The sequence below is a fragment of the Porphyromonas uenonis 60-3 genome (assembly GCF_000174775.1).
Lineage (GTDB): Bacteria > Bacteroidota > Bacteroidia > Bacteroidales > Porphyromonadaceae > Porphyromonas > Porphyromonas uenonis_A.
Genome location: NZ_ACLR01000116.1, coordinates 1 through 22,441, shown reverse-complemented (window position 1 = coordinate 22,441; position 22,441 = coordinate 1). Strand labels below are relative to the sequence as shown.

The following is a 22,441-nucleotide window of genomic DNA, read 5'->3' as shown; positions in this document are numbered from 1 at the left end:
CGAGAGGAGCCGTCTGGTAGTCTCATCATGTGACTGCAAAGTTATATCAGCTCCAAACTTAGGGGCCGAAGTGATGACAAATCTCTAACAATTCTATTACAGGACCTTAGACCTTTTTAATCCCTTGGGGGACGAATCGTGCAGTTCCTCTTATGTCAATCCGAGCGCTGCCGTATGAATCAACGGCTCCAAGGGATGGGTATAGATTTTCTCCCGCAAGAAAATGGATTTTCTCTCGTATGAAAATGGATTTTCTCCCACATGAAAATGGATTTTCATCCTGTTCGAAAACGGGTCTTCTGAGGTTTTGGCATGATTTGGCAGGGAGAGCAGAAAAAGTCACGCCCAGGAGTGCGGTCGCTCCTAGGCGTAACAAAAGACAACGTTGGTCGGTGCGAGTAGATCGCCCGTGATAGGCGTTACTACATAGATTAGCCGTAATGCTCGCTTGTGGCTGTACTAGCGTAGCAATCCGTGCGGGCTAATCCTGCATCAGAGCCTTTATATCTACCTTTGGCTTGACACTGGTGCGCTGCCTAGCGTGGAAAGCTTTGTAGAGGGCTGGAACGACAATCAGTGTCAGCAACGTAGAGAGTGCCATACCGCCTATGATGACCCACGCCATACCAGTACGTAGCTCGGCACCCGAGCCGCGTGAGAGCGCTACAGGGAGCATACCGATGATGGTTGACAGAGCCGTCATAAGGATCGGGCGAGTACGGAGCTTGACCGCCTGGATGAGCGCTTCGTCCACGGACAAGCCTTCGCCACGAGCTTCGTTGGCAAAGTCCACCAGTAGGATCGCATTCTTGGCGACCAGTCCCACCAGCATCACCATGCCGAGCATGGCGTAGATGCTCATGGCTGTATTGCTCATAGCCAAGGCTAGGAGTGCCCCTACGATAGATAGCGGGATGGCGACCATGACGACGAGCGGGTCCGTCCAGTTGTTGTACAGCAGGACAAGGGCTAGGTAGATGAAGAGTAGGGAGAGCAGGATAGCGGTGGTGAGGACGCTCATCGAGTCGGCCATTTTCTTCATATCTCCTGCGGTCTGTATCTGTACGCCTTGGGGCATCTGAGTCTTGCTGAGCTGGCCCATAAACTGCTTGGCGATGGCTCCTGCAGGTACGCCGTAGGCTTGTGCACGCAGGGTCACGGAGCTGTTGCGGTTGAAGCGCTCTAAGCGACTAGGACCTATACCGAGCGATACATCGGCAAACTGCGACAACTGTATCAGGTCGCCCTGAGGATTAGCAACGGTCAGCCCTGCGACATCTTCAATGGAGCGACGAGAGAGCTTGTCGGCACGTATATTTATCGCATACTCGTAGTCCCCTTGCGTGTAGCGGAGCTGGTCATTGCCCTGGAAGTTGGTCTGCATCATACCCCCCACGTTGTCTAGCGTTAGCCCCAGATTGGACATCTTATCACGATCCACCTGAACGATGATTTCGGGGGTAGCGTTTTCGACCGAAAGGGTAGGCTGTATGACTCCCGGGATGGTGCTAAGGAGTGCCAAAGCCTTGTCCGCAAAGAGCGCCACCGAATCCTTGTCCGCACCTGAAACGATGTATTCGACAGCTGCCTTGGAGACGGTACCAGTCATGCTCACGCTATAGACGTTGACACGCGCATCGACGAGGTAGTCGGTCAGAGGCTTGCGGATACGAGCCACGTAGGCTTCGGTACCTTCGGGCGTCTTCCGCAGCTTGACATCTAGCTCGGCGAGGTAGGGGGTACCTTTGCTACTCTGACTGTTGTCACTCGTTAGTCCGACCATAGTCACCACTTTCTCCACCTCGGGGCGCTGCATGAGCCACGTCTCAGCCTTGCGCACGAGCTGGTTGGACTCAGCCATAGAGATGTCCTTGGGCATCTCGAGCTGTATGATACACTCTTGGCGGTCCATGTAGGGCTGGAACTCAAAATTGATAAAGCCCAAGGGGAAGAGAACCAGCACCGCAGCCATCAGCGCGACGACGATGCCTGCCAAAGCCCAGCGATGGCTTAGACCCCAGCGTGTGAGCGACGAAATGCCCTCGGCAAAGCGACTGATGCCACGCTCGAAGCTCGTGAGCATACGACCCAGCGGACGGTCGCTACGTAGTGGCTGTATGTTGCCCAGCCTAGAGGTGAGCAGAGGAACCAAGGTGAGGGCAGCGAGTAGGCTAAAGAGGATGGCGATGACGATCACAGCGCAGAACTGACGCAAGATGTCCGACACCAGCGAATTGGTAAAGATGATCGGCAGGAAGACCACCACGAGGACGAGCGTCACTGAGATGACCGTGAGACCGATTTCGCTGAGCGCATCCCAAGTGGCTCGGACACGGTTCTTGCCCATCTCCATGTGTCGGTAAACATTCTCAATGACCACGATGGCATCATCGACGAGGACACCGATGACGAGCGAGAGGGCTAGGAGCGACATCATATTGAGCGTGAAGCCGAAGATGCGCATACCGATGAAGGAGGAGATGAGCGATACGGGCACCACGACCATCACGATAAGCGCATTGCGCACGTTGTGCAGGAAGAGCAGTATCACGAGCGATACGAGTAGGATAGCTAGGAAGAGGTCGGTCAGCACGGAGCTGATAGCATTGCGTGTGAAGGTGGTTGTGTCTTGCGCTACCTCCACTTTGAGTCCCTCGGGGGCGTACTGCTCTTCGAGTTTCTTGATCTGCTTGCCGACAGCTTCGCTCACCTGGAGTGCATTAGCATCGGACTGCTTGAGTATGTTGAGCAGGATCGCCTCCTGACCATTGACGCGTCCCATCTTGACAGGGTCTTTGACCCCGTCTACCACCTCAGCGACATCCTCTAGACGTATGGGTGCGCCAGAGACATTGCGCAGGATGATCTGGCGCAGCTCCTCGATGGAGGTTATTTTGCCAGAAAGACGTACGGCCATCTGCGTTTCGTCGCTCTGCAGGTAACCGGTCGGGAAGTCTAGGTTGGAAGCTCTGATGGCACCCTGCACCATCATCGGTGTGATGCCAAACTCCTGCATGCGCCCCTTGTCAAGGTTGATCTGTATCTCACGCTCTACACCGCCGACGAGGTCTACATTAGCGACGCCCTTGATGTGCGATAGCTCGGGGACGATGCGCTTGTCCACAAGGTCGTAGAGCTCTGTGGAGCCGATGTCGGCTCTGGCGGAGAGGATCAGGATCGGCTTCTCGTCTACCGACACCTTAGATATACGAGGTGCAAAGACTTCGCGAGGAAGCTCGGCACGCTTGGCGGCAAGACGGTTTTGCGCCTCGGTCATAGCTTTGTCAATGTCGGTACCAAAGTCAAAGGAGACCATGATCATAGACATACCCTCGAAAGAGTAAGACTGCATCTGGTCAATACCCTCCATGCTGGAGAGTACCTCCTCGGCCTTTTGCGTTAGCGAGTTCTCCACTTCGCTAGGCGATGCGCCAGGGTAGATGATCTGTACGTTGAGCAGAGGCGGTGTAAACTTCGGCATCAGCTCTGCACTCAAGCTCTTGAAGCTTAAGTAGCCCAGCACAGTCAGCAGTATGAAGAGTACTGTGACGTAGATGGGGCGTTGGATAGATAACTTTACGATTTTCATGCTGTGGTCCGCTAAGTCACTCGTTGATGGTCTTGACGGGTAGTCCGTCCGATACGTTGATGAGTCCGGCTACGATGACGCTTTCGCCAGCTTGTAGTCCGCTCAGCACCTCGATGCGGTCACCGATGAGATAGCCAGTGGTGATCGCCTTCTGCTTAGCTACGCCCTGCTCTACGACATAGACGTGAGCGTCCTTGACACTCCCGACGATAGCGCGGCGGGGAATCAAGATACCGTGCGTCTCCTGCTGATTGCCAAAGGATACGGAGACATACATCCCAGGGCGCAGACCCTCGGCTCCCTGCTTGTCTAGCGTCACATCGACGGGGAAGGCGAGTGCATGGTTAGCCTTGTCACCGACCATAGATATCTTGCCTGTGATCGTCTGACCAGGATAAAGCTCGCTCTCCACGGAGACTGCCTGTCCCTTGGTGAGCTGCAGACGCTGGCGCTCGGTCACGAAGCAACTAGCCTTGAGCTGTGAGTCGTCGACGATGTCAAAGAGCTTCGTGCCTGGGTTGACATAGCTCCCGACCTCTACGTAGCGCTTGTAGATCTCTCCCGAGATAGGCGCCTTGATAGAGGCATCGGTAAGGCGACTGCGACTAGATATGTACCGTCCCTGAGCAGCGACCATCTGCGTGTGCATCGTCGAGAGCTGTTGGTCGGTGACACCGCCCTGACTGTGCGCCTGCTGAAAGCGCTCGTAGTCCTTCTTGGCTGCTTCGTAAGCTACACGACTCGCCTCGGCATCGGCTCGGAGCGTCTCGGCATCGAGCTGTATGAGTAGCTTGCCCTTGGAGACATGGTCACCCTCGTCGGCATAGAGCGAGACGACGCGTCCGCCGAGACTGGAGACGAAGGATAGATCTTTGACACCCTCCACGAGTCCATTGGCGGTGAAGTCTGCGGTATAGTTGCTCTCGCTGACTACCTCTGTGCGTACAGCCACGGTAGCCTCCTCAGCGAGTAGGTCTTGCGTCTTGGCGGTGGTGGATTTCTTGTTCAGTACTAGGACTAGTACGATGAGTCCGATAGCTAGTACGATGGTTATCGGTAGATAGACTTTTCGTTTCATAACTAGATAAGTGTGATGCTATTGAGTTGTTCTTTAATTCATTAAGTCTCTGATCTCGCCTTTGCTCTTCTTGAGATCGATGTATGCCTTGATGTAGTCGCCGAGGGCGTTGGCATAGGTCATCTGCGCCTGCACGAGCGACTGGCTCGCGTTGAGCACATCAGATAGCGAAGCCACACCGAGGGTGAAGTTTTGCTGTGCTAGGTCAAAGACCTGCGTTGCGAGAGCTTGGTTTTCCTTTTGCAAAGCAATCGTCCGCTGAGTGTCTTGTAGCTTGAGCGAAGCGTTGAGATGAGCCATGCGTAGCGACTGGTCGAGGGAGCGCAGATCTTCCTGCGTCTTGAGCAGATCCATATGACTCTCGCGCACCTTGGAGAGGCGAGATAGACCGCTAAAGATGGGCACCCGCAGGCTTAGCCCCAGCATCGCTGTCGGGTAACCGTAGTGCGTGTTGCCACCGCCAAAGAGCTTGTCGCTCATATAGTTGTACTGCGCATTGAGAGCGATAGAGAGGGTCGGTATGTAGTCATACTTCTTAGCGCGCTCCTGTAGGCGGGCCATCTTCTCCCGCTCCTGAAGCTGCTGGTAGGCGACGTGCTGTATCGGGTCAAAGGTCGCTGCGCCACTCTCGGCGATCTCCTGCTGAGCTAGCAGGTCTAGGTCTAGCGGAGCTATCACAATCGGCTCTGTAACCTCTAGTCCCATCTGTAGCTTGAGGAGGTTCTTCTGTACCTCCAGTCCACTCTCGATGGCTGCATGCTGTGTCTTGAGATTGGTCAGGTTGACCTTGAGACGATCCACGTCCACCTTCTTGATCAAGCCACTGGAGTAGCTAGCCTCCATCGTGCGGAGCATCTTCTCCACCAGCTCTACACTATGTCCCATCTGCTCGGCTGCATACTGCGTGACCTGAGCTCCATAATATAGTGTAGCCGTCTGGGCGATCACATCCTCTTCGGTGGAGGTGGCTGCTAGTGTCGCCATACGCTCGGATACCTTGGCAATGTCGAGCGTGTTGAAGAGCGACATGTTGAGGATCTGCTGATTGACGGCAACGCCAGCATTGGCGCTGTACTGCGTCCCCATCTCGATGGTCATGTATTGCGAAGCGTTAGGGTCTCGCATCTTGTCGGGGAGCATGTTGTTCATGAAGTTTGGCATGATGAATTTAGCCTTCTTCAGGTTGTCATTTAGCGCTGCCGACCCGCTGATCTGAGGCATCAAAGCGCCGATGACCTCTTTGCGAGCTTGCTTCGCTTTTTCCTGATCGTAGGTAGACTTCTTGACATTGCCGTTGTGCTGCACCGCATAGTTGAGGCACTGCTGTAGCGAGTAGCTCTCCTGAGCATAGCCTGGAGTTGCGAGCAGGAGCAGGCTGAGGAGGAGTAGCCAGGTGCGACGATTAGATTTTATCATGGTTGTATTGTATAAAGTGATTTCCTTCTGCTGATACGATAGCTCGTAGATGGTACTGTAGTATGGAGGCAAAGTAGCTACCCGTGGGTAGTGGCTGATTGCGAATCACGGCCTGAATGTAAAAGCCAAATATCGAATAAGAGATATACTCGCAGACGAAAGGAATATCCAGGTCTGATCTGTAAAGGCCCCGCTGCACGCCACGCTGTAGATTGGTCGTCATCGTCTTTTCGAAGTATCTAGACCCCATGAGGTGCTCAAGCGTCGCCTGGTCTGGGTTGCTCCGCATCAGGTCGGAGAAGAAGACCGGATTGAGCGTGACAAAGAGCTCATCCAGCTGTGCGAAGCACTTTGTCAGGCTCTCTATGGGGTTACTCGCATCCTCCTCGAGCATCGACAGTACACTCTGGAAGTCTCCCGAGATAGCGTGCACGCACTCCTTGAGGAGTTCATCCTTGGAGCTAAAGTTGTTGTAGAGGGTTTTCTTGGTGATCCCCATCTTGTTAGCCATCTCATCGAGCGACAGTCTGAAACCCTCTTGCTTGAGTATGCTGATCGCCTTGGCTACATACTTATCCTTGCGACTATTTGTATTCATACGGTCTATATTTAAAACGATAGCGTCTATGATTAAAACTGTTCTGTCTTATATTTGGTACAAAGGTACACTTTTTCCAATACAAAAGTGTAATTCGTGTAGTTTTCTTGGGCGTTTTTGATGAGGTGGTAGAGGTGTGTAGTGTCAGGTTGCTGATGCTGAGTACTTTATAGACTTATTTTGCGGATATCTTATGAGAAGAAATAAATTCCTCCCGAGGAAATCGGAAATCTCCAGGGAGCAAACGAAAATTCCCCACGGAACCGGGAAATAAAAGTTCGGAAGAATGAAATGAAACTTCGGAAGAAAGATTTCGAAGTTCCGATGAATTTTTTCATTCCTCCCTGGAGAATGTCGAATCTCCACGGAGCGATTTGATATTTTCCACGGAGAGTGATTGACCTCCTCGATAGATTGTACAAGAAATCGAGAGCTAATCGCCACATGTACAGTCTATTTGCACAGTGTTAGCCATAGATCTACAGGCTAGCCCCCAATATTATTGTACCTTTGTGGCTAGCTATAATTACGACAAACTAGATGGGTATAGATACGATAGCACTCATGAGTACTCTGATGCGTATCGGGCAGTTGCTCTTGGCGCTGAGTCTCTTGGTCTTTATACACGAGCTGGGGCACTTCCTCTTCGCGCGGCTCTTTGGCGTGCGGGTGGACAAGTTTTACCTCTTCTTTGACCTCAAGGGTAAGGCGCTCTGGCGCTATCGCCCCAAGGGTAGTGAGACGGAGTACGGTATCGGCTGGCTTCCGCTCGGGGGCTACTGCAAGATCCACGGCATGATCGACGAAAGCCTTGACACGGATCAGATCAAGGAGCCGATACGAGGCAACGAATTTCGCAGTAAGCCGGCATGGCAACGCTTTTTCATTCTGATCGGTGGGGTGCTCTTTAACTTCATCTTGGCGCTCCTGATCTATGCGGGCATATCGTACCACTGGGGCGATGTGGAGATGTCCTCACGGTCCGTCACGGCGGGGATGATCTTTAGTCCTGCGGCTCAGGAGGTGGGCTTCCACGATGGAGACATCATATGGTCTATCGACGGCAAGGAGCGGGACGTGCTACGTGCCGACTTCATGCGTGCGGTAATCGAGGCAAAGGAGGTGACCGTGCAGCGCGATGGTCAGCTGGTCAATATAGCGATCCCTGACGATATGATGCAGCGTATCTTGCGAGGCAACGAGGGATTGATGACGATGCAGCTACCCTTTATTGCCGACAGCGTCCTGGCGGGTAGTGCGGCTGCCGAGGCGGGGGTGCAGCGTGGCGACAAACTGCTTGCGCTGGACAGTATCCCGATGCCTCATCTGCCGAGTGGTCGTCGCTACTTCTACACCCATGCAGGCGAGTGGATTAGCTCTGAGTGGCTCCGTGGCAGTGATACGGTGCAGCTGGCGATACGTCCCGACACGACGGGCGTGATCGGGGTAATGCTCCGTCCGCTGCAAGACATTTACGAGGTGCAGCAGGTGCGCTACTCACTGCCAGAGAGCTTTGTGGCAGGGTGGCACAAGGGTATAGGCACGCTCTCGGGCTATGCGCAGGATATGAAGTATGTCTTCACACCTGAAGGAGCCTCTTCATTAGGGGGCTTGGTCTCGATGGGTAAGCTTTTCCCTGCGCAGTGGGACTGGTTTACCTTTTGGCAGATATGCGCTCTGCTGTCGATCATCTTTGCCTTTATGAATATCATCCCCATACCAGGACTGGACGGAGGGCACCTGCTTTTCGTCATCTGGGAGATGATCACTGGGCGCAAGGTCAAGGACGAAGTGCTGATACGAGCGCAGATGGTGGGGATGCTGCTCCTGATAGCTCTGGTGATCTATGCCAATGCCAATGACCTCTTTAAGCTCTTCTGACAAGATGCCTAGCGACATAACCTATCCCTCGGACTATCTAGACAAAGTAGGCTACTACGACCTGCTAGATCTGATCGCCTCGGAGTGTCACAGCTCTATGGGGCGGGAGATGGTCGGTGCGCTGACCGCCTCTACTCGTCCAGACGCTATCCGCCATCGCTTGGAGCGTGTGCGGGAGATGAGACATCTGCTGAACGTCACGATGGAGCTACCCACACGACGTGTCGCTGACCTGCGGGCTACGCTCGGCACGCTACGTGCTGAGGGCAGTTACCTGACGGAGGAGGAGTTGGCGCAGGTGGCTCAGGCGATCGTGAGCTATGAGGCGTGGTCGAGGCTCTTGACGAAAGTGCAGGACAATGGGGCGGGCGAGGTCACACCGCTCTATCCCAGCCTGTCACGGCTTGTGGTGGGTAGTGAAGGCTTGCAGGAGATAGCGCAAACGATCTTGCGCAAGCTTGATCCACATGGACGACTGGTGGACAACGCTTCGCCACGGCTTGCTGAGCTACGCCTCGCCCTACAGCATGAGGAGCGTGCCATTGCGAAGCTGATGCGAGGCCTGCTTACGGCAGCACAGGCAGCTGGCTATGTCGAAGAGGATGCGCAGGCAACGATGCGCTCGGGACGCCCCGTCCTACCAGTGACCGCTATGCACAAGCGTCAGATACCAGGAATAGTCCACGACGAGAGTGCCACGGGCAAGACACTATATATAGAGCCTCTCGAGGTGGTCGAGGCAAACAACCGTATCCGTGAACTGGAGAGCGAGGAGCATCGTGAGGTGATCGAGATCTTGCGCCAGCTTACGGCTCCTATTCGGGAGCGTCGTGAGACGTTGTCCCAGCTTTACCTCTCCATGGGACGCATTGATGCGGTCTGTGCGATAGCTCGCTTTGCCGATGAGATGCACTGCTCCATACCTGAGGTGCGCAACAAGCCAACCATTCAGTGGTATCAGGCGATCAACCCGATACTGCAGCACACGCTCAGTCAAGAGGGCAAGAGTGTCGTGGCGCAGGATATCTTGCTACGCTATCCCAACGAACGTATCCTTGTCATTTCTGGTCCTAATGCCGGCGGTAAGTCGGTTTGTCTCAAGACGGTCGGACTACTTCAATACATGCTGCAGAGTGGTATACCGATTCCCGTGCACCCTGACTCGGTGGCGGGCGTCTTCAACCACCTAGCGATAGAGATAGGCGACAATCAGTCTATGGAGGACGATCTGAGTACTTACTCTTCGCACTTGAAGCACATGCGAGCTATGTCGGCCGCTTGTGGAGCGAATAGTTTGCTCCTGATTGATGAGTTTGGAGCTGGCACGGAGCCTGAGCTGGGTGGAGCCATAGCGGAGGGGCTTTTGGCACTCTTTAATGAGCAGCGGGCGTGGGGCGTCATCACGACGCACTACCGCAATCTCAAGGAGTATGCAACCACGCACAAGGGCATCGTCAACGGGGCTATGCTCTATGACCAGAAGGAGATGAAGCCGCTTTACGAACTATCCATTGGTCAGCCGGGAAGCTCCTTTGCCCTAGAGATAGCACGTCAGCAAGGGTTGCCTCGCAAGGTGCTGGAGTACGCCACCGAGCTGGTCGGCGAGGAGGTGATCCAGAGCGAGCGCTACGTGCAGGACATCGTACGCGACAAGCAGTACTGGCAGCGCAAGCGTACCGAGATTGAGCATCGGGAGCAGAAGCTCGAGCGCCTCCTGGCAGACTACGAGGCGCGTCTGTCGAAGCTCAAGGAGCAGCGGCAGGACCTCCTGACGCAAGCACAGCAGGAGGCGACTCAACTACTGGATCAGAGTCGTGCTCAGATCGAGCGCACGATCCGAGAGATCAAGGAGAGCCAAGCGGAGCGACAGCAGACCAAGGAGGCTCGCCAAGCTCTCAGCGCCTACAGCGAGCAACTAGCACAGGTTGATACGTTGGAGCAGTCGGGTAGTGTGGAGCGCGAGCTGGAGCGGCTCAAGCGTCGCAAGGAGCGTAAGGAGCGTAAGCGCAAGCAGGGCGGCGCTCCAGAGCGTGGTGCGCAAAGCCAGTCGCCAGTCAAGCTTTCTGTGCCAAAGCCTCCCAAGGAGGGGGACGAGGTGCGGGTCACCACGATGAATGTGGTGGGTGTCCTCTCTGAGCTTTCGGCCAGTAGTGCCACGGTGGTGGTCAATGGTCGCATACGTATCACCTGCAAGCCCAATGAGATCGTACGACTTGGCAGTGAGCGCAAGGAGGAGCAGGCGCAGGCAGCTCCGCAACCAGCCCGTACGACCAATGTGGTGGAGCATCTGCATGAGCGTCGGCTGGACTTCTCCGACCGACTAGACGTGCGGGGTATGCGTGCTGCTGAGGCAATCCAAGCGGTTCAATACTTCCTCGATGATGCGATCAGTCTAGGCTTCAACCGTGTGCAGATACTGCACGGCACGGGGACGGGAGCGCTACGGATCTCTATCCGTGAGCTACTCGACCACTATCCAGGGGTGAGCCACTATCATGATGAAGATGTGCGGTTTGGCGGTGCAGGCATTACGATCGTTCATCTGCAGGAGTAGGGGACAGCTCTATTTAGTTCTCTTGCTCCTCCTCCCGCTGACGGGGTGGGCGCAGAACGATTCGCTCACGATGAGCGAACTTCCCCTCGAGTGGCTCGTCGAGAGCTTGCCGAGTGACGAACTCTCCGAGCTAGGGGAGGATGACTTGCTAGAGCTATCTCCGCAAAAGGCGAAGGCAAAGGAGTTGCTTGACCTGAACCGTGCCACTCAGCAGGAGCTACAGGTTCGCTTTCCCTTTCTCACCCGCCAGCAGCTTCATCAGCTTAGGCTTTATCGTGATGAGCGCGGTGGCGAGCTCCAGTCGGTCTATGATCTCAAGTGGATCACGGGCTGGGATCGTGAGACGATAGCTCGTGTAGCGCCCTATGTGACGGTGCGACCTTTCGCTGGGGAGCCTTACGAAAAGCCCAAGGCGCCACTCACTGGCGAAGCTTACCTTGCGATGAGCTACCATAAAGCTTCCGAAACCGACCCTGAAGCGTGGTACGACCCGCTCAAGCTTCGCTCGGCTATATCGCTAAGGCAGAAGGGGCTTTGGCAGGTTGCGGCTCAGTATCAGAGATACCCGCAAGAACTAGCGAAAGATGGCACCTGGCGCTACTTCGCTATGTATGAACCTCGCTTGCCCTACCTCGATAAGGTGGTGCTTGGTCACTTTAAGGTGGGGTGGGGCGCTGGTCTCCTCGCTGCTCGCTCCGTCTGGGCAAGTGCGAGTGCGCTACCACAGTTCACGCGTCATAAGTCGATGATCTCCCCTTCGCTCAGTGCGATGCGTGAGCGTACTTTGAGAGGCATTGCGAGTGAGGGGCATTGGGGAGCGTGGCGCTACTCCGCTTTTTACTCTTACAGTCGGCTCGACGGCACGATTGATGAGCGACAAGGCTTGATCCTGTCTATCAGACCTAACATGCGCTACGACACTCCGGAGCGACGAGCCCAGCGAGCGCTCATACCGATGCAGACGATGGCGGCGCAGCTCGCTTACACTATGCCACGAGCCTCTCTTTCGCTACAGACGCTCTATGCCGACTGGATGGGGTATGACTTAGCCTTTATGCCTGGTTACAAAGCCATAGCGAGCGACACCCCGCTCCAGTCGCATTGGCTCACCTCGCTTGCCTATCAGTGGCAGAGCCAGTCGCGACGCTTGGAGTTGCAGGGCGAACTAGCCACTGAGCAGTTAGAGCATCTGGGCTTCATACAGCACCTGCGCTACCACACCCCTCGGCAGCGAGACTTCGGCGTGACACTATATTATATGTCTCCACGCTTCGCCTCCTATTATGGTCGGAGCGAGAGCCACTACGCCCGTCTGGGCAACGATATGGGGCTTCGCCTCTACGGCACCATGCGCCTGATGAAGCGCTCCACCCTGCGTGCTATGCTAGAGCTATACGAAAGCATCGAGCCTCGCTATCATAAGCTAGAGCGCAGTCGTGGTCTCTTGACACGTCTCTACCTTACCACCCGCTACAACAATCAGATTGAGCAACTCTGGTACGGGCAGCTGGGACGCTCCAATGAAGAGGCGCTGCGCTGGCGACTCAGTAGTACGCTACGCTATAGCCTGGACGCTATCTCCCTACAGCTTGTAGGCACCATCCAGCAGCGTCGATTAGAGGAACAAGATGAGGCGCAGTGGGGACGGTCGCTCACTGCCGTTGCTCGCTATCGTACGGGCGTACGCCGTCCGCTCAGCATTGCGCTCTCGGGACATTACTACCATGCCGACCACATGCGGGTCGCGAGCTACGCTTACCTGCCCACCTCTCGCTATGCCTTCGGACTGTACAGCGCTACGGGTCAAGGCATTGCCACCGCACTACTCCTGCAGTGGCAGCTAGCGCCGCACTGGACACTCTCAGCCTCCATGCGCTACGATCGCAACCTAGACGAAGGCGTTCCCCGCTGGCGCGCCGACAGCTACCTCGTCTACCGCTTCTGAGAGACTCCTATATGCCACAAACCCCACGCATAAGACTTGCAGAATTTTGTTTTTCGTCTAGAGTTTGCCAAGTCAAATAAAAGTAGTACCTTTGTGCCAGCAAAGCCCAAAAGGAAGTGTGGGTGAGTGGCTGAAACCAACAGTTTGCTAAACTGTCGTACGGGTAACCGTACCGGGGGTTCGAATCCCCCCGCTTCCGCTAAGCGTACTCTGGCAGAGACAAGCCAATCGGTACAACAAAACAGTAAGTGTCTTAATTCTCAGTGAGTTAAGGCACTTTTCTTTTGGTGCTAAGCCCTTTCTCTCAGAGGCACTCTAGCTCAGAGAGTCTCCGGAGCAAGAGGAGGAATACAGTCAAAAGGTGAGTGCGAAAAGCCGCTATTTGGTCGTACAATTCTAGCCACTGGTTCTTGATAATCGGATATTGTACAAGATCTTCTATAGAGAGCATAAGGCAACGCATTTCATCGTTCTCTCTGTAGTAGCACATGATAGGGTGGTTGAGAGGAAGATTTGGGCGACTGGTGTCCATCACTTCATCAAACAGCTCAATCATCTTTTGAATATCCTCCTTCTTACACTCATTCTCTTCTATGGTTTTGAGTTCCTGTTCTGCCAATGCAATTTCATAAGGGTAGATTTTCCCAACTTGCTCTCTTATTTGGGTTCTACCCTCTTCCAATGAAATATCTCCTCGTTGCTATGCCTCTTTAATCTCGAGTATTTTGCCGAGTTTTTCAAGGTCTACATGCGGCAGATGTTTTTCATATCCATAACGTTATTGTCTGTTGATGAGGTAAACGAAAAAATCACTATCTTCTATGGCATTTACGCCTACGTGGGCTTCACCGGGGAAATGTAGAACGGTACCTGTGCTGATACGATGTACCTCGGTATCGTCAAGAGTAACCTCCACAGTTCCTTTCACTATAGTGAAGTATACTTCCTGTCCTTTATGGTCGTGGGAGGGAACTTGTTCTCCGCTTTTCAGTTGCAGGTGTACAAGCATGAGTTCCTTGTTGTCAATCACCTTACCTAGAGTATTGATTTTCTTCCCAATGGGATTGATTATCTGTTTCATGATTCTTCTTTATTTGGTTATGATTAATATTTGTCATCTACAAAGATAGGCAAAACAGTTGAATGACCTTCATTTTGAAGTTGTGTTTTTTATGTCGATGTATTACAGGCTGTTATGGCTGATCAAAACTAAACAATGTGCTATTACTTCGTTTCCCTACCTACTCGATTGTTGATGGTTATTGGCTTTTCTCTAGCCGCTTGTGACAAAAGTTTCTCGGCGGATTACTTCTTTGGCTTTTTCCCTCCTCTCCGCCGGTAATACCGTCTGTAGAGCATCCATCCAGTGGTCAAAGCCAAGATGAGGAGTAGGGCCGAAAGGAATATGTATAGAGGCTGGAGCGGACCGAGTATTTTCTCATACAGTCGGCCGACATGCAGCTCAAGTGCGGCATGCCAGAGTGAAATCCTACCGGGACTTATCTCTGTTGGCATTGGTGGCATAGTGTCGGTCGCATCCTCCGCTTGGAGTTCACCAGTGGAGTAGCTATAGAATCGCTCTCTCCCGTCAGAGTCAATAGTGTACCCACTGATTGGGGTCCCAAAGATGGGCATGCCTTTTTGTCCAGATTCGGTGTAGGCCTTGCCTGTTAGGGCATCGTAGACTTGCCCTTTTTGTCGATTCCACCTGAATGCTCCACTGAACGATCCCACCACCCACAGCGAGTCTCGGTCACTCCACTCCCAGACATTGAGTCCCATGACACTGACAGGTGGAGTGCCGGTCAGTCGCTTGGGGGCTTTTCCAAACTGCTTCAGTGCATAAAAGCCCCGAGAGGTCGATAGCAACCACTCTTTTGTGATGGGATCGCGACGGATCTTTCTCAATTTGTCATTCCACGGGTTGGTGCTGTAAAGGTTTGTTCCCGGAATGGTCGGAACCTGTGCCTTGATGACTGTAATCATCAACGGAGGACGTAGGAATGCCCCTGTGATCGTCACAAAAAGCAAACCCCAAAAGCACCATTTGCCCCACCTATTGTGTTCCTTGAGAAATTGCTTCCACACCTTTGCTTTTTTGGGGACAAAGGTGATCAAAATGCCGGTGATGGAGAGGAGGATGAGTGCCACTCCCATCAGGTCAACAACTAGTCGTCCTATTGTTCCAAAAAATGCTCCACTATGTATCTGCCAAATAGTGCTGAATAGCGATACCCGTGGCTCATAGTCGTCTGGTGCGGGAAGGTCTGCGCGTGTGGGGGATTCTTGAGAGGAAAAGATAAGGTATAGGTGGCTTCGGCTCAGTAAAACAAGGGTGTCGCCTTGCGTTTCCAGATCTGTCAAGCGTTCGTTTTTGGGTGTAAGCTTCGGTTGTTTCGCCCACTCCTTTTTGTCGGCTTGCCACTTGTATAGGCTGTATGCGGTGAGGGCGTAGAGGTCGCCACGGTTTGTCCGGACTACTCTTTGGACCGATCTCCTGTCGGCACGAGGGTCTAGGCCATCGCTCCGGCTGTCGTAGCTTTTTAGCTGTGGGTCGTAAGCCCATACTCCGGCGGCTCCATAGATCCACTCCTCATCAGGGGTCGCTCGAATCTTCCCGATGAGGCTGCCACCGCTCCAGGATTTATAGTGGTAGGCCTTGGGTAGCCAGGAGCGGGGTAGGTCAATACCCGACACCAGGTCTCTGTGGTTTAGAATAATGCCAGATCCGGCAAAGCCTAGTACGAGTATGGTGATGACTAGGCAGATCCACTTGTGCCATCCTTTTAGGAGGGTGTATCGAGAGCGTTTCATTTTGGTTCTTGTCTTACAATCAAGTAGGTCGGGAAACGAAAATTTTCTGTCCTACTTTCGTTTTCTTCCCTCCCACACCATCTGTACGTGCTGTTCGGCATATGGCGGTTTAATTTGTTTTCAAAATATGCCCGTCATACAAAGAGTATCTCAGGTGCGATGTCGCACCTGAGATGCTGTCTGTCCTATTTCGTCCGAATCTCCTAGTCTAGCTTGGTGGAGCCGTCGGGTTGGTAGACGTAGTCAAAGGAGACGATACCGCTCTTGCCACTGTCGTCTATGTAGCTAATCATCTTGACTTTGGCGTATTTCCCGTCGGCTGTTCGGATGATGAATATATTGTCCGAGGGAGTGTATTTTGGGGGTGGGCCACTGAATCCGATCATTTTGTTGAGCTCGGGGTTGCCGGATACTTCGGCTTTGATCAGTTCGCCTTTCCAGCCCCATATGGAGATTGCTTCGTCCACGATGTAGCCTTCGGTGGGGGCTTCTTTCACTGCGGATAGTTTTGTCTGGTTGGTCATGAGGGCCCCTCCTTTGCCTTTGCCGGATGTGCCACAGTTGGCTCGGAAGTAAAATGAGTGGATCGCAATGTCCCAGTCGGTACGTTCCTTGAAGTTGGTTTCGTCAATCCCGGGCACCTCTTTGCCAGTGGCGAAGCTGAAGTAGATCCAGTCTTTCCCGAGCTCTCCTTTGCAACGTCGGCTCTGCGTGTAGGTCTTTTTGTTTTTTGAGGATGGTGCATTTGGCTTGTTGTCTCCGCAGGAGACGATGCCCAATGACAGCACCAGAGCACTGATCAGTGCGAGAATGCATTTTGTTTTGTTCATCTCTTTAATAGGTAATAGTGACAGTTGTTTTTACAGGTTGAAGTGGTAGGACATGAATAAGCTTCGGCCGGGGCCGGCATAGGAGTTGAAGGAGACAACATCTGCTTGGTAGTTGAGAATGTTATCTACCCCTATGGTGAGTGTGCCCCACTTTGGGTGGGTGTAGGCGATGGTCGACCGCACCAAGGTGTAGCCCGGTATGGTTATTCGGTATGGAGTCTCTTTTGGGATGCCTTCGTCCTCGATGGTTGTCAGTCCAGATAGGCTTTTCTTTCCCATTACTGATGCACTGATATTGAATGCCAGCCGGTGGTTACCCCAGTACTGTAGGTACTCGATTCGCCCAGTCCCAGAGATCGGTGCCTGGGAAGTGAGTCTCACTCCGTCGTGAAAGAAAGGGTGCAGGTAGTGCGATGCCAGGTGGATCTGTAGGGGCAGGCTGATGAATGGCCTGATGCGCATCTGGATTTGAACACCTGCGAGTGTGGACTTGGAGATGTTGCGGTAGTGGAGCTCTTTTTGGTCTTCGGACCAGATACCCTCGATCTTGTTGGTGAAGAAGTTGTAGTATCCCGAGAGCATCACATACAGTTGGGGATGTGTGTACTCTGTTGTCAGAGAGAGGTAGTGGTTGGACTCCGGCTTGAGCTGTTTGTTGCCGTAGATCCAAAACATACCGAGGTGGTCCCAGTCCATGTAGAGTTCTTTGATACTTGGGGATCGGTAGCCGCGACCGTAGTTTAGCCGGATGGTAAAGGGTGACACCTTGTAAAGTAGAGCCAATTTTGGGGAGAAGTTGATGCCGTACCCCTTGTTATAGTCTACCCTTAGCCCGCTGATCATGCTCAGTGAGGTCCCCGGTATTTTCCAGTCATCTTGGACAAATAGAGCGTAGGCCCCCTGTGCTCGGGCTGTCAGTCCATCTTTGCTAAACTTATCCGCATAGAGTACTTCCCGTAGGTATTCAGCTCCGGTGATCAGTTCATGGTCATTGTCTATGGTCCATCTGTACGAAATATTGGGCTGGAGGACTGTGTGCGTGTAGACGAGTTGTTTTTGCATCTTTTTTTGCTCGAATACGGTGTATCTGCGATATCTGTCTCCGTGGATATTTGCTTCCCAAGTACCACCGTTGGGTAGGGTGTATTTTGCAGAAAAGAGTCCGGAGAGGTCTCGGTTGTACTCGTGCTTGTTGTCCAGGTAGAGGTCATGTACGCGCTTGGAGTAGTAGTTGCCTTGTGCAGTCAGGGACAGTGCCTTGATGGGGGTCCACGACAAGGTCTGCTTGGCAGTCATTGTGGTGAACCCAGAAATGTTGGTAGGTGTGGAGCTTTTCTCCTTGGTGACCGTTTTGTTGAGCTCGGGGTAGTATATGGTGCTACCGGCTTTGTCGTAGATGTTGTAGGCATCTTTGGTTTGTATCGAGAGTACGGTCTGGGTGCTCCAGCTTTTCTTTTTGTACCCGATGGTCAGTGCGCCGTCGGCATTTGGCATGTCGGTCCTTGTCTTGTAGTACCGGTATTTGTCATCAGGCTCTATGTGGGAGTAGTTTTTTTGAAACCTCGTCCCCCATCTCAGATCCACACCCAGACTTAGTCGGTCGGTTGGCTTGCGTGTGATGATGTTGATCACACCGCCCATCGCTTGTGAGCCGTAGAGTGCCGATCCAGCACCTTGTACGATCTCGATGCGTTCAATATTGTTGAGGTTCAATCGGGTGTAGTCGATGTTGTTGCCCGACTCGCCGGCGATCCGTTCCCCATCGATCAAGAATAATATGTGCTTGGCTCCAAGCCCTTGTAGGTTGATGCTTGTGCCAAATCCCACTTCGCTAAATGAGAGACCTGGTATCTCGTCTTGTAGGAGGGACTTGATGTCCATCCAGCCTTGTCTCTCGATCTGTTTGCGTGAGATGACTTGCGTGAGTACTGGAGAGTCCGATATTTTCTTTGGGGTCCGGGTGGCTGTGACAACCACTTCGTCTAGCTCGTGATACATCATCAAGCTGTCTTGCCCAAATCCTCTTAGGGGAGCAAGAATGAGAAGAATAAGAGCAAAGTGGTAAGCTTTCATGTGTTGTATCTCTCGTGTTTCCGATCAATGCACAAAGGTAAAACAATCCCGTTGGGTGGAAAATACCTAACAGTTGTTGTTTTCCCCCGTTTTTGGTGGGCTCTGTTGGCATGATCTAGGTAAATCTCTCGGGGTGCGTGGCGTTGCCTGCCTTTTTAGTGCGTCCTAATCGAGTCTCCGCTGCATGAGACTACAGTTTTCTGAGACTTTTTTAGACGGGACTTTTGAGGAGTCCGATAAGGAAAATGAAAGGAACAGAACAATTTATCCGAACGATAGCTGAATACCCTAATGGACGTGCGATGACAGATCCTTTGTTTGCGCCCAATCTACAGAAGCCCCATAAGAACATAGAGGAGTGCATTCTCTATATCTTGAGTGAGGTGCAAAGAAGTGGTTGTAATGGCTTTGCCGATGAGGAGATATACTCAATGGCAGTTCACTACTATGATGAAGATGATATAGCGGTGGACAAAGTAGCTGGTTGCAATGTTGTGGTCAATCACGTTGTAGAGCTCTCCGAAGAAGAGAAAAAGCAATACCAACAAGAGAAACTTGTCAAATTGCAGAAGCGAAATGAGCGACCTAAGAGGACTGAAAGAACCGAGACAACATCTGCTACACAACCGCAACCCACACTATTTGACACCCTTGCCTTATGAAACCTAGGAACAAGTTTGAGAAAGCCGTCTTGGCACTGAGTACGAGACTATGCCCGATAACAAAAGCGCAGCGTCAGTGGGCTTTCCGTGAGTGCATAGACCACTTTGCCTACCGCTTACCTAAAGGTCGTACGACTTGTATGGATTGTGGTCATAGTTGGACTTTGGAGCAGCCTATAGATACTTGCACTTGCCCTCAATGTAGGGCAAGTCTACAAGTCAAGACAACAAGAGCGCGGAAGTTACAACAGAAGCAGTACTTCACGCTCCTAACCACTTGTGGTGAGTATCAAGTGTTGCGAATGTTTCTCCTTGTTGTAGGTATGGAGAAAGGTTGCAGAGCTCAGAGTTCTGTCATTGAGATTGGGCATTATTGGTGGAGCGATGCAGGGAGACAAGCACTAGTAGCCATACAGCGGACTTTTGGACATTACATTGATAGCTTCTCTTTTTACTCTCCGATGGCTATCCGTAACGATAGTGAAGCTTACCGATATGTAGCCTATTCGCAGATATATCCGAAGCTAAAGGTCACGAATACGCTTTATAGAAATGGCTTCAACGGAGAGTTTCACGGCATAGCACCTACTCAACTCATCCCAGCTCTGCTTACTGATAGTCGTGCAGAAACAATGATGAAAGCAGGACGACATAAAGATTTAAGACATCTCCTATCAAAGAGCAAAGGGCTTGACAACTATTGGAACTCATACAAGTTGACACTTCGTCACCACTACATAATAAGCGACATTGCCTTATGGTGTGACTATGTAGATATGCTCAAGCGATTGGGTAAGGACATCCACAATCCGAAATACATCTGCCCCTCCGACCTCAGAGGAGAGCATGATAAACGAGAAGTGGAGCTTCGCAGACAGCGTGAGCGGGAGGCGATGGAGCGAAAGCGGGAAAGGGCAATGGCGGACGAAGAGCGTTTTCGTGAACTCAAGTCAAAGTTCTTCGGCATCCGTTTCACGGACGGCACAATCCAAGTACACGTCCTGGAGAGTGTGCAGGAATATATAGACGAAGGAGCTGAATTGCACCACTGCCTATTTTCAAATGAGTACCACCTCAAAGAGAACTCGCTCATTTTGTCTGCTACCATTGAGGGCAAACGGATAGAGACTATAGAGGTCTCTCTTGACACACTACAAGTAATACAGAGCCGTGGCGTATGCAACCAAAACAGCCCATACCACGAGCAAATTGTGAGCCTTGTCAATGCCCATAGCCAACTGATACGGGAAGTTGTACGATGAAGGTCGGTAAAGGAGCTGTCGGCTCTTTTCCCCTAAGTTTATTTCAAGTATTTGATATGCTTCTTTATCTTCTTCATCGCCCAATCGTAGTGACTTGCCGTTACCGAGACACAATATGCTCCGAGTGTAGATGTCCCAGTCCAAGGCAATGAGCCTTTGGCAAAAAGTTCATCATTAGAATAATTTTCTATCAAAGCCATTACAGCATTATGAGACGCTTTCAAGTTTTCCTTTGCTTCCTCCAACGATGTGTTTTGGTGCTTCTTCCAAAACTCAACATTCAGTGCTGGGTAGGTTCTCCAATTGTAAGGTTCGGGAAGAAAAGGCTTAGGCACCCCATTGCTATTGGCTTGGACCCAATTCAATAGCAGATTATGCCACTCGTACAGATGCACAAGTACATCCCTTAGGTTCTTGTCTCTTCTCCAATGCGTTTCCTTACCGCTTGTAGTCATTTCAACTGCAAAAGGTGTCGCTTGTTGCTCCTCACTCATACTGTCTATGAGCTCCCACATCTTCACAAATTGTTGATTCGCAGATGTCATCAAATCCGCCTTTGTTGTAGCTCTTGCCATATCTCTTTATTCTTTGTTTGTCTCAAAGGTAAGTAAAAGGATAAAGATTCGGAACCTTGTTCGTAGATTCAATAACAAAAGCCCCCAAAAGGGTGCCGACAGACGGCAACACTTTCGGGGGCTTCTTTTCTTTGTCTTTGAGTACGAGCGGGCGACCAAAGCAAAGAAGCAAAAGAAAGTCGCAATCAAAGAAGATTACACTTCTTCCTAAGTTGGCTGTATTTCTATTGATGATTTTGGTTTATCCTCTCTTTCATTGTTGAAGTTGAAAGTTCGTTGCTGGACTTGTCCGAAGTTATCCTCCACGTAGATGTCAATCGTTTGGCGGTCAGTAGAGCGTGAGGTGTAATACAATCTGAATTCCTGCTTGGTTAGCGGATAGCGATCGTTGGGCAGAAAGAGCGTGCCGTCGTCCATCCTTAACCGCCCTTTGCCGTCGGGCTGAAAGTAGCGGATGGTGTAGCGGGTATCGGCAAAGCGACCAGCTCTTTTGAGACTACAGCGTATTTCAGCCGTTTCCCCCTTAGCTATGGAGTTCTGCACAGGCATCACTTCGAGTGAGAAGTCGTAAGCCTGCTGTACATCCAGCTCACGAGTACAAGCAGATAGACAAAAGAGGGCGAGGGCAATCCCTCCCACAGCCCATATCGTATTCACTAGGAACTTTTTCATTGTTGTTGGTGGTTAGATATTGAACTTGAGTCCTGCTGAGATAGCAGGACGAAAACGATGCAGGTCAGAGCCGAAGAGCAGTCGCCCTTGAGCTTTGAGGACGAAGAGCAGATTGTCTGTAAGAAACAGCTCTACCGAGCTATGTATCGCCCCACCATAAGTAAAGCGAGATCGGTCCAGGAGTGTAGCCCCATCGGGTAGTAACCGTTTATCCTCGTTCAGCTCTTCATAACCGCAGAGAGCGGATAGTCCCAAGTAGCCAAAGAGATTCTTCCCCCTATCTGAGAGTATCGGGTGCATATAGCCGAAATGCAGGAGCGCATCACGCAGTGGAACATTGTAAGAGCGATAAGTCAACCCTTGCTGCTCATATTCCGCCAAGAGAAAAGCGTAGTTCGCCCGCTTGAAGTAGTGTGCGAACGCAAGACCTACCCCAAAGCTCTCCTTTGCGCATAGTCTCTCCCCCTTGATAATCGGAATAGAGCCGACCAG

Annotated in this window: 16 protein-coding genes, 1 tRNA gene and 1 pseudogene; 6 read left to right on the top strand and 12 right to left on the bottom strand. The window is 52.1% G+C overall.

Going from position 1 to position 22,441, the window contains the following annotated elements; genetic code table 11:
- Nucleotides 1-481 precede the first annotated feature (481 nt).
- The 4 genes from PORUE0001_RS03135 to PORUE0001_RS03120 are packed head-to-tail and all read right to left on the bottom strand — an operon-like array spanning nt 482 to nt 6,681.
- Entirely contained in the window at nt 482-3,589 is a 3,108-nt protein-coding gene (locus PORUE0001_RS03135) for an efflux RND transporter permease subunit (protein WP_007365003.1), read from the bottom strand.
- A 16-nt stretch (nt 3,590-3,605) separates the two neighbouring features.
- Entirely contained in the window at nt 3,606-4,667 is a 1,062-nt protein-coding gene (locus PORUE0001_RS03130) for an efflux RND transporter periplasmic adaptor subunit (protein WP_007365014.1), read from the bottom strand.
- A gap of 33 nt (nt 4,668-4,700) precedes the next feature.
- Nucleotides 4,701-6,083, bottom strand: coding sequence for a TolC family protein (locus PORUE0001_RS03125; protein ID WP_007365012.1), 1,383 nt, complete (start codon nt 6,081-6,083; stop codon nt 4,701-4,703).
- Complete coding sequence (locus PORUE0001_RS03120) at nt 6,070-6,681, bottom strand: TetR/AcrR family transcriptional regulator (RefSeq protein ID WP_007365022.1); 612 nt, start codon at nt 6,679-6,681, stop codon at nt 6,070-6,072. The genes PORUE0001_RS03125 and PORUE0001_RS03120 overlap by 14 nt, the downstream gene beginning before the upstream one ends.
- A gap of 540 nt (nt 6,682-7,221) precedes the next feature.
- Here PORUE0001_RS03120 and rseP point away from each other — a divergent pair.
- The 4 genes from rseP to PORUE0001_RS03100 all read left to right on the top strand — a co-directional run bounded on the left by rseP (nt 7,222) and on the right by PORUE0001_RS03100 (nt 13,260).
- Complete coding sequence (rseP, locus tag PORUE0001_RS03115) at nt 7,222-8,562, top strand: RIP metalloprotease RseP (protein ID WP_007365024.1); 1,341 nt, start codon at nt 7,222-7,224, stop codon at nt 8,560-8,562.
- Nucleotides 8,528-11,116: an endonuclease MutS2 gene (locus PORUE0001_RS03110; RefSeq protein ID WP_232501407.1), complete on the top strand. Its 2,589-nt coding sequence runs from the start codon at nt 8,528-8,530 to the stop codon at nt 11,114-11,116. The genes rseP and PORUE0001_RS03110 overlap by 35 nt, the downstream gene beginning before the upstream one ends.
- Complete coding sequence (locus PORUE0001_RS03105; protein ID WP_232501406.1) at nt 11,058-13,061, top strand: transporter; 2,004 nt, start codon at nt 11,058-11,060, stop codon at nt 13,059-13,061. The genes PORUE0001_RS03110 and PORUE0001_RS03105 overlap by 59 nt, the downstream gene beginning before the upstream one ends.
- Before the next feature lie 112 nt (nt 13,062-13,173).
- A tRNA-Ser gene (locus PORUE0001_RS03100) sits at nt 13,174-13,260 on the top strand.
- A gap of 159 nt (nt 13,261-13,419) precedes the next feature.
- Here PORUE0001_RS03100 and PORUE0001_RS11115 read toward each other — a convergent pair.
- The 5 genes and pseudogenes from PORUE0001_RS11115 to PORUE0001_RS03075 all read right to left on the bottom strand — a co-directional run.
- A pseudogene (locus PORUE0001_RS11115) lies at nt 13,420-13,818 on the bottom strand (diguanylate cyclase); the annotation flags it as partial.
- Nucleotides 13,819-13,839: 21 nt separating this feature from the next.
- Entirely contained in the window at nt 13,840-14,142 is a 303-nt protein-coding gene (locus tag PORUE0001_RS03090) for a cupin domain-containing protein (protein WP_039865454.1), read from the bottom strand.
- Between the two features lie 224 nt (nt 14,143-14,366).
- Nucleotides 14,367-15,875, bottom strand: a complete 1,509-nt coding sequence (locus tag PORUE0001_RS03085; RefSeq protein ID WP_007365019.1) for a PepSY domain-containing protein — start codon at nt 15,873-15,875, stop codon at nt 14,367-14,369.
- A gap of 203 nt (nt 15,876-16,078) precedes the next feature.
- Nucleotides 16,079-16,705 (bottom strand): HmuY family protein, encoded by a 627-nt coding sequence (locus PORUE0001_RS03080; RefSeq protein WP_007365011.1) that lies wholly within the window; start codon nt 16,703-16,705, stop codon nt 16,079-16,081.
- A 30-nt stretch (nt 16,706-16,735) separates the two neighbouring features.
- The gene (locus tag PORUE0001_RS03075; protein ID WP_232501405.1) at nt 16,736-18,706 is read right to left on the bottom strand and encodes a TonB-dependent receptor plug domain-containing protein; all 1,971 of its coding nucleotides are present in this window, start codon (nt 18,704-18,706) and stop codon (nt 16,736-16,738) included.
- A gap of 317 nt (nt 18,707-19,023) precedes the next feature.
- Between PORUE0001_RS03075 and PORUE0001_RS03070 the strand changes: the two genes are divergently transcribed.
- Both PORUE0001_RS03070 and PORUE0001_RS03065 read left to right on the top strand, forming a co-directional pair.
- Nucleotides 19,024-19,440: a PcfK-like family protein gene (locus tag PORUE0001_RS03070; RefSeq protein WP_039865451.1), complete on the top strand. Its 417-nt coding sequence runs from the start codon at nt 19,024-19,026 to the stop codon at nt 19,438-19,440.
- Nucleotides 19,437-20,702, top strand: coding sequence for a PcfJ domain-containing protein (locus PORUE0001_RS03065; protein WP_007365025.1), 1,266 nt, complete (start codon nt 19,437-19,439; stop codon nt 20,700-20,702). The genes PORUE0001_RS03070 and PORUE0001_RS03065 overlap by 4 nt, the downstream gene beginning before the upstream one ends.
- Before the next feature lie 38 nt (nt 20,703-20,740).
- On the opposite strand, the gene PORUE0001_RS03060 is transcribed toward PORUE0001_RS03065, so the two are convergent.
- From PORUE0001_RS03060 to PORUE0001_RS03045, 3 genes are all read right to left on the bottom strand, one after another.
- Complete coding sequence (locus tag PORUE0001_RS03060; protein WP_007365016.1) at nt 20,741-21,277, bottom strand: ClbS/DfsB family four-helix bundle protein; 537 nt, start codon at nt 21,275-21,277, stop codon at nt 20,741-20,743.
- Nucleotides 21,278-21,484: 207 nt separating this feature from the next.
- Entirely contained in the window at nt 21,485-21,949 is a 465-nt protein-coding gene (locus tag PORUE0001_RS03050) for a DUF3872 domain-containing protein (RefSeq protein ID WP_007365005.1), read from the bottom strand.
- A gap of 12 nt (nt 21,950-21,961) precedes the next feature.
- Nucleotides 21,962-22,441: conjugal transfer protein TraO (locus tag PORUE0001_RS03045; protein WP_007365008.1), on the bottom strand; the 480-nt coding region annotated here is incomplete at its 5' end.